Raw genomic sequence first — 6,555 nt, forward strand, 5'->3', positions numbered from 1 at the left:
CAAAAGCGCCCAGGTTCAGCGTACTGAACCCAGGCGTCATCAAAATCATTTTCGTTGCAACGCTTAGGCGTTAGCCTTTTCTGCTTGCTCCTTAGCAAGCGTTTCTTGTTCTTGCTTGAACAAGGTGTTGTCGTAGCTACGGATGAATGGGAAGTAAACCGCAAACGACATTGCGAGCATCAAAGCTTGCCACAAAGCAGTCTTCCAGCCGCCGACCAAGAAGCCGGAGAAAATGGCTGGTGTGGTCCATGGGACGTAAACCCCATTAAACAGCGGAATGAGCCCGAATTTAATCGCCAAGTAAGTCAGCGACATGGACAAAGCTGGGACCAACATGAATGGAATCAAAGTCAATGGGTTCATAACCAACGGAATCCCGAACAGGAATGGTTCGTTGATGTTGAAGATCGCTGGCGCGACTTCAACCGCACCCAAAGCCTTCAACTGAGCAGACTTAGCAAAGAACAGAATGTAGAAGACCAAGCCAATGGTAATCCCGGCCCCGGTCACAGTGCCGAACTGATCCAGCAAAGCCTGGGTGAAAATGTGGCCGCCGTTAGCAACGGTCAAAGCCTTACCAGCCTTGAACAAAGCGGCGTTGTCGGTGGAGTTGGACATCAAAACCCCAGTCATGATCCCGGAAACAATCGCGGAACCGTGAACCCCGAAGAACCACAGGAAGGAAATCGCCAGACTCATCAGGATAACGCCACCCAGTGAGTCGGTCAAACCTTGCAGTGGCACTTGCAGGACGGAGTAGATCCAGCCCAGCATGCCTTCGTGCAGGAAGTGATCAAAGAACATGTAAACCAAAGTCCAGCCGGTAATCAAAGCAGCGGCAGGAATCAAAGCGACGAAAGAGTTGGCAACGTTGGCAGGCACTTGGTCTGGCAGCTTGATGGTGATGTTGTTCTTAACGAACCAGCTGTAAATCCAGCCCGTGAGCAAGCCGATGATGATCGCGGCGATCATCCCTTTACCACCTAAGAAACCAGTGTCGATCCAGCCGGTAATGCCACGGCTGTTAGCAACTAACGTCTTGCCAGTGGCAGAAACGATGGGATTGGAAGGCTGCAGAACGATCAAGAAAGACAGCAGGCCAGTAATCCCTGAAGCCAGTGGATCGACTTTTTCGGCCTTAGCCCATTCATAGGCAATCCCGGTGACCGCGATGATAGACATGACGTTAAATGAGAAGTTATAAGCTTGGTTGAAGTATGGCACCAAGCCGGTACTGTTCATCCAAGCCGCCCATGATGGCACAGGCAAGGACGCTAAAATCAGAAAGACAGAACCAACGATGATGAAGGGAATGGTGTAAATCATCCCATTTTTCAGCGCGGTGATTGGCCGGCTGCTAGTGAACTTCATCACTTTTGGCAAGACTTTATTGTTCACGTAGTCCATAATGTTTCCCCCAGTTGCGCCAAATTGGCGTCGAATTTTATCATTGCTAAAACACGGTCCGACGAATGGTCGGGTGAAGCATGAATAATAGTTTGATTTCGGCCGAAATCAGATGATCAGTGGTACCTGACCACAACAACTAGTGTAACCGGTTTCGTATGAAACCGGTACCTTATTGCCCGATTCAGAAACCGGTTTCACACAAAAACACCCGTTACAGAAATGTAACGGGTGACAAATCGGCGTTAAGCCTTGGTATGATTGATTTCGTCCAGGCGGTGCCCGATTAGTTCAATCAGGTAGACCACTGGCACTTGGGTCGTTAAATTCAAATCAGCATGTTTAATTTCTGGCATAAAATAGCTGATACTTAAATCTGCCATTTTCGCCAAGGTGGAATTGCCAGAGTTAGTGACCGCAATCACCTTGACGGCTTCTGGCTTCACCTTGTTGACCAGATCCAGCACCTCATGGGTTTCGCCGGACACCGACAGCACCACCAGCACCGTGTCTTTCGGCAAAGGACTGCTATTAGGGAACGGCTGGAAGGGATCAAACACCGGCAGTGACATCTTACCGGCATTCGACCAAAACCGCGCGCCATACTGTGCCAGCGAATTGCCACCGCCCAGGCCAAAGAACATCACCAGCGGCGCCTTGACGATGAGGTCCATCGCGGAATCAATCAACTTGTTGAAGTCGGTTGAATTCACCTTGGAAAAGAAATCCGCCAGTGGCACCGAGGCATCATAACTGGTGGCTTGCGCCTCTTGCTCTTTGTTTTTGCGGTCTTGCTTCAGCGCAAACCGCAATTCCGAATAACCATCAAAGCCCATTTTCTCCGCAAAGCGCAGCACGGAAGCCGTACTGACATGGGCATGAGTGGCTAACTCGCGAATCGGCATGGTTTCCACCGCTTCGGCGTGCTTGATCACATAGTTGTAAATCGAGGTTTCAATATCATTCAGGGTTTGAAGCTTGTCATAAGAAAACACAGTTGTGCCCCCTATCCAGCGTAATCTTCTCTTCTATCATGAAGACTTTGACCGGAAAACACAAGCGCTTGTGCGGTTATTTTGACTGCCGGTCGAGCGCATTGATGATAAGCCCCGCCACCACAATCAACACCGAGAAGAAATAAATGTTATGCAGGCCGGAATACAGGATTTCATGCAGCACTGGCAGTAATTTTTTCGGCAGGTTCACCGCCGTTTGCGGATTGATCAGTTGGTTGAGCATCGAGGCCTTAATGTTGGGATGAGCGGCGACGCCTTGCGCCATCCGCAAATTCAGCACCACCCCATACAAGGACACCATCAGCGTTTGGCCCAGCGTCCGGGACAAGGTGTTAAAGCTGCTGGCCACACCAATTTCGCCTGGGTCGACCACCGCTTGCGCCCGCACCGTGGTGGTCGTGATCACAATCCCGAAGCCAAACCCCAGCACCGCCGCAATGCCTAGAAAGGCCAGGTAAGGCGTACTCTCAGGGACCAGCGCTAACGCCAAGGTCCCAATCAGAATCGTGGTCATGGCAATGGTCAAAATCCGCCGCACCGACAGGCTCGTCAGCATGCGCCCAGCCACAAAAGAGCCAATCACCCACATCAACGAACTCGGCGTGATGGCAAAGCCGCCATACGATGCACCCATGCCTAAAATGCCTTGCACCCACATCGGCATGTAGGTTTCATAGCCAATCACCACCCCGGAAATCAGCGCCGCAATCGCGTTGGCCACGACAAACGGCCGGTTAGCGAATAACTTGAGGTCGATAATGGGATCCGCCGCCTTGCGTTCCTGGCGGGTAAACAACCACAGCGCCACTGCCGCCAGCACCAGGAGCCCGGCAAAGCCCAACAGGCCATGACTGCCGGCTAGCGCCTGAAAGCCCAGCATCAAAAACAGCAGGGTCAATACCAACCACACCGTGCCCAGGTAATCGACCGGCGCACTGACGGCTTCGTGTTGGTCATGGTAAAACACCATGATTAGGGCCATCGTGATGAGGCCAATCGGCACATTGATGAAGAAAATCCAGTGCCACGATAGCTGATCGACAATGAAGCCGCCCAATAGCGGGGCCACCACCGAGGCAATGCCCCAAGCCGAGCCATTGAATCCCAGCACCTTCGCCCGTTTTTCATAGGGATAAATATCCGCAATGATGGTGAATGTCACTGGCATGATGGCCCCAGCGCCGATGCCTTGAAAGGCCCGCGCCACAATCAAAATCGGCATGCTTTGGGACAAGCCAGAAGCCGTCGAGCCTAAAATAAAAATCAGCAGGCCCAGCATGAGCACCGGCTTGCGGCCAATTTTGTCCGCGAATTTCCCATAAATCGGCGTCGCCATCGCATTGGTGAGCAGGTAAATTGAGACAATCCAGTTCATCAGCGCGACGCCGTGCAAATCGCCGACGATGGTAGGCATGGCCGTGGCCACAATTGTGCCTTCAATCGCCGTCATGAAGGTGGCGATGAAAATTGCAATCGTGGTGATCATCACGTTGGTTGGTTTAGCTTTCGTCATGTAACAGTTTTCGCTCCTTTGCGTGAAAAAGCGACCGTCCAGAAAAGCTGGAACGGCCGCCTCTTTTCTCGTTTAATCTAAGTACTTGGCTAACTCAGCAACTTTGTCCAAGTGCTCCCAAGGAAGATCAACATCTGTACGTCCAAAATGACCATACGCCGCGGTTTGTTCGTAAATCGGCCGCTGTAGGTCAAGCATTTTAATGATGCCTGCCGGCCGCAAGTCAAACAACTTGCGAATGGCAGTGGTAATCGTTTGTTCAGAAACTTTATTGGTGCCAAAGCAGTTCACTGAGACGGACACCGGTTGGGCCACGCCAATCGCGTAAGCCAACTGCACTTCCATCTTATCCGCTAAGCCAGCGGCCACCACGTTCTTAGCGATGTAACGCGCCGCATAAGAAGCGGAGCGGTCCACCTTGGTGGCATCCTTACCGGAAAAGGCGCCGCCACCATGCCGGGCAAAGCCGCCATAGGTATCGACAATGATTTTACGCCCGGTCAAGCCAGAGTCGGCTTGTGGCCCGCCTAACACGAAACGACCAGTCGGGTTCACGTAGATTTTGGTGTCCGCATCCAGCAAGTTGGCTGGAATCACTGCACGAATGACCTGCTGCTCAACATCGGCCCGAATTTGCGCCAACGTGGCATCTGGATCATGCTGGGTGGAAATGACGACGGTATCGACCCGCACCGGCTTTTCTTGATCATCGTATTCAACGGTCACTTGCGCCTTGGCATCGGGCCGCAGGTAACTGATGGTGCCATCCTTGCGCAATTTGGCAATCCGCTGCATCAGCTGATGGGCCAGCGCAATCGGTAGTGGCATGTACTGCGGCGTTTCGTTGATGGCATAGCCAAACATCATGCCTTGATCGCCGGCGCCAATTTTGTCCAACGAATCGGTTTCACCTTCCCGCGCTTCATAGGAGTCATCGACCCCTTGCGCAATGTCAGGCGACTGTTCGTCCAGGGCGGTCATCACACCCACGCTATCCGGGTCAAAGCCGGATGCTTTGTCGTAGCCAATCCGGCGAATGGTATCGCGGACGACTTTTTGGATATCAACATAAGCGGTGGTTGAGATTTCCCCCACCACCAGCACCAAGCCGGTGGTGACAGTAGTTTCACACGCAACCCGGGCATTTTTGTCCTGGGCCAACATTGCATCCAAGATGGCATCGCTGATTTGGTCGGCGATTTTATCTGGATGGCCTTCAGAGACAGACTCCGAAGTAAATAAATGACGTTCTTGCATTATTTTTCCCCCTAAATTTGTTTCGGTTACAAGGCACCTCTGACTATCCGGTCAGATCCCATCGGGAATTCGTTGCAACTGATTTATTCTATCACATCCACCGGTCAAAATCGAAATTACTTTGCCAGCCGGCAGTGACTCCGCTATGATAGAAAGCGTACTGAAAGGAATTATGTGATGACAATCAAATCGTTATTTGCCGCGGTGACAGCGGTCATCCAAATTGCCCTGCTGCCACTGCTCCTGAACCCCGGCCTCGTCTTTTCAGGGCCACTGATCGCCTTGTTGGCCTTAATTCTCGTGATGGCCGGCCTCGCCCACTTCGCCAAGCCGTTGTGGTGGACAGTGGCCGCCTTGATTTTGGCCGTCATCAGCAGTAGTGCGAACTGGACGCTATTGCCCCTGGCCCTGGCTCAAATCGGCCTCGGGCTCCTACTGGCCACGCAAAAAATGTCCCCGTTGCTCAAAGCGAGTGGCTGGCAGCTGGAAGTGCTGTTCTTACAGCTGCTGCTCAGCGCCAGCATCACTCATGGCTTAACCATCACGGCCCTTATCATCAACTGCCTGTTTGCCGCTTTGATGCTGCTACTCATTTGGGCTGAGCGCCTGCCTTTTGCCGCCACCATCATCGGTTTGCTTGCAATTCTCGGTATCGGCTTTTGGCAGCAACAGTTCACCTTGCTCTTTGCGCTGATTACTCTGGCCTGCAGCGGGATCTTGACGGTCCGGCATTGGGCCAAACAGCCTGGCGTGATTGCCTGGACGCAAATCAGTTTAAGCGCACTCCTTTACCTGGTTCGGCTCCACGGCTAAACGCAAAAGGCACGCTTCGCAAAACTGCGAAGCGTGCCTTTTTTCGGCCGGTTCCAACGAGACTCGAACTCGTGATCTCCTGCGTGACAGGCAGGCGTCCTAACCAACTAGACCATGGAACCAAAAGAAAGGTAAAAAAATGGAGGATACAGGGCTCGAACCTGTGACCCTCTGCTTGTAAGGCAGACGCTCTCCCAACTGAGCTAATCCTCCATATGCAATGACCCGTACGGGATTTGAACCCATGTTACCGCCGTGAAAGGGCGGTGTCTTAACCACTTGACCAACGGGCCATACAATCAACGGAGAGTAAGGGATTCGAACCCTTGATACGGGCAAACCCGTATACATGGTTTCCAACCATGCTCCTTCGGCCTCTCGGACAACTCTCCATAAAAAACTCCGGATGTCAGGCTCGAACTGACGACAACCTGATTAACAGTCAGGTGCTCTACCAACTGAGCTAATCCGGAATAAAAACAAAGCGCGGCAGCTTCCTACCCTCGCAGGCAGTCACCCACCAACTACTCTCGGCGTAGAGAAGCTTAA

The 6,555-nt window shown here is 52.4% G+C and carries 5 protein-coding genes, 5 tRNA genes and 1 riboswitch; of the genes, 1 reads left to right on the forward strand and 9 read right to left on the reverse strand.

Features of this window, described 5'->3' with window-relative positions; all coding sequences use genetic code 11:
- Positions 1 to 63: 63 nt before the first annotated feature.
- The 4 genes from EKM90_RS07610 to metK all read right to left on the reverse strand — a co-directional run bounded on the left by EKM90_RS07610 (position 64) and on the right by metK (position 5,193).
- On the reverse strand, positions 64 to 1,410 hold the full coding sequence (locus EKM90_RS07610; RefSeq protein ID WP_125581317.1) for a PTS sugar transporter subunit IIC: 1,347 nt from the start codon (positions 1,408 to 1,410) through the stop codon (positions 64 to 66).
- 242 nt (positions 1,411 to 1,652) lie between these two features.
- Positions 1,653 to 2,402, reverse strand: a complete 750-nt coding sequence (locus EKM90_RS07615) for a MurR/RpiR family transcriptional regulator (RefSeq protein ID WP_125581319.1) — start codon at positions 2,400 to 2,402, stop codon at positions 1,653 to 1,655.
- A gap of 76 nt (positions 2,403 to 2,478) precedes the next feature.
- Entirely contained in the window at positions 2,479 to 3,936 is a 1,458-nt protein-coding gene (locus EKM90_RS07620) for an MDR family MFS transporter (RefSeq protein WP_125581321.1), read from the reverse strand.
- A 72-nt stretch (positions 3,937 to 4,008) separates the two neighbouring features.
- Positions 4,009 to 5,193: a methionine adenosyltransferase gene (gene metK / locus EKM90_RS07625; protein WP_125581323.1), complete on the reverse strand. Its 1,185-nt coding sequence runs from the start codon at positions 5,191 to 5,193 to the stop codon at positions 4,009 to 4,011.
- Positions 5,191 to 5,276: riboswitch (SMK box riboswitch) on the reverse strand. Its footprint overlaps the gene before it by 3 nt.
- 94 nt (positions 5,277 to 5,370) lie before the next feature.
- Between metK and EKM90_RS07630 the strand changes: the two genes are divergently transcribed.
- Positions 5,371 to 6,006, forward strand: coding sequence for a hypothetical protein (locus EKM90_RS07630; RefSeq protein WP_125581325.1), 636 nt, complete (start codon positions 5,371 to 5,373; stop codon positions 6,004 to 6,006).
- Between the two features lie 48 nt (positions 6,007 to 6,054).
- On the opposite strand, the gene EKM90_RS07635 is transcribed toward EKM90_RS07630, so the two are convergent.
- From EKM90_RS07635 to EKM90_RS07655, 5 genes are all read right to left on the reverse strand, one after another.
- Positions 6,055 to 6,128: transfer RNA gene (locus EKM90_RS07635), tRNA-Asp, on the reverse strand.
- Between the two features lie 18 nt (positions 6,129 to 6,146).
- Positions 6,147 to 6,219, reverse strand: a tRNA-Val gene (locus EKM90_RS07640).
- An 8-nt stretch (positions 6,220 to 6,227) separates the two neighbouring features.
- A tRNA-Glu gene (locus EKM90_RS07645) sits at positions 6,228 to 6,299 on the reverse strand.
- Positions 6,300 to 6,309: 10 nt separating this feature from the next.
- A tRNA-Ser gene (locus EKM90_RS07650) sits at positions 6,310 to 6,398 on the reverse strand.
- Between the two features lie 8 nt (positions 6,399 to 6,406).
- A tRNA-Asn gene (locus EKM90_RS07655) sits at positions 6,407 to 6,479 on the reverse strand.
- Positions 6,480 to 6,555 lie beyond the last annotated feature (76 nt).

It is taken from the genome of Lacticaseibacillus suibinensis (genome assembly GCF_003946175.1).
Classification (GTDB): domain Bacteria; phylum Bacillota; class Bacilli; order Lactobacillales; family Lactobacillaceae; genus Lacticaseibacillus; species Lacticaseibacillus suibinensis.

Excerpts from the sequence above, each read along its gene's own strand:
- EKM90_RS07620 (WP_125581321.1), bottom strand. The coding sequence starts at position 3,936 with ATGACGAAAGCTAAACCAACCAACGTGATGATCACCACGATTGCAATT.
- metK (WP_125581323.1), bottom strand. The coding sequence starts at position 5,193 with ATGCAAGAACGTCATTTATTTACTTCGGAGTCTGTCTCTGAAGGCCAT.
- EKM90_RS07630 (WP_125581325.1), top strand. The coding sequence starts at position 5,371 with ATGACAATCAAATCGTTATTTGCCGCGGTGACAGCGGTCATCCAAATT.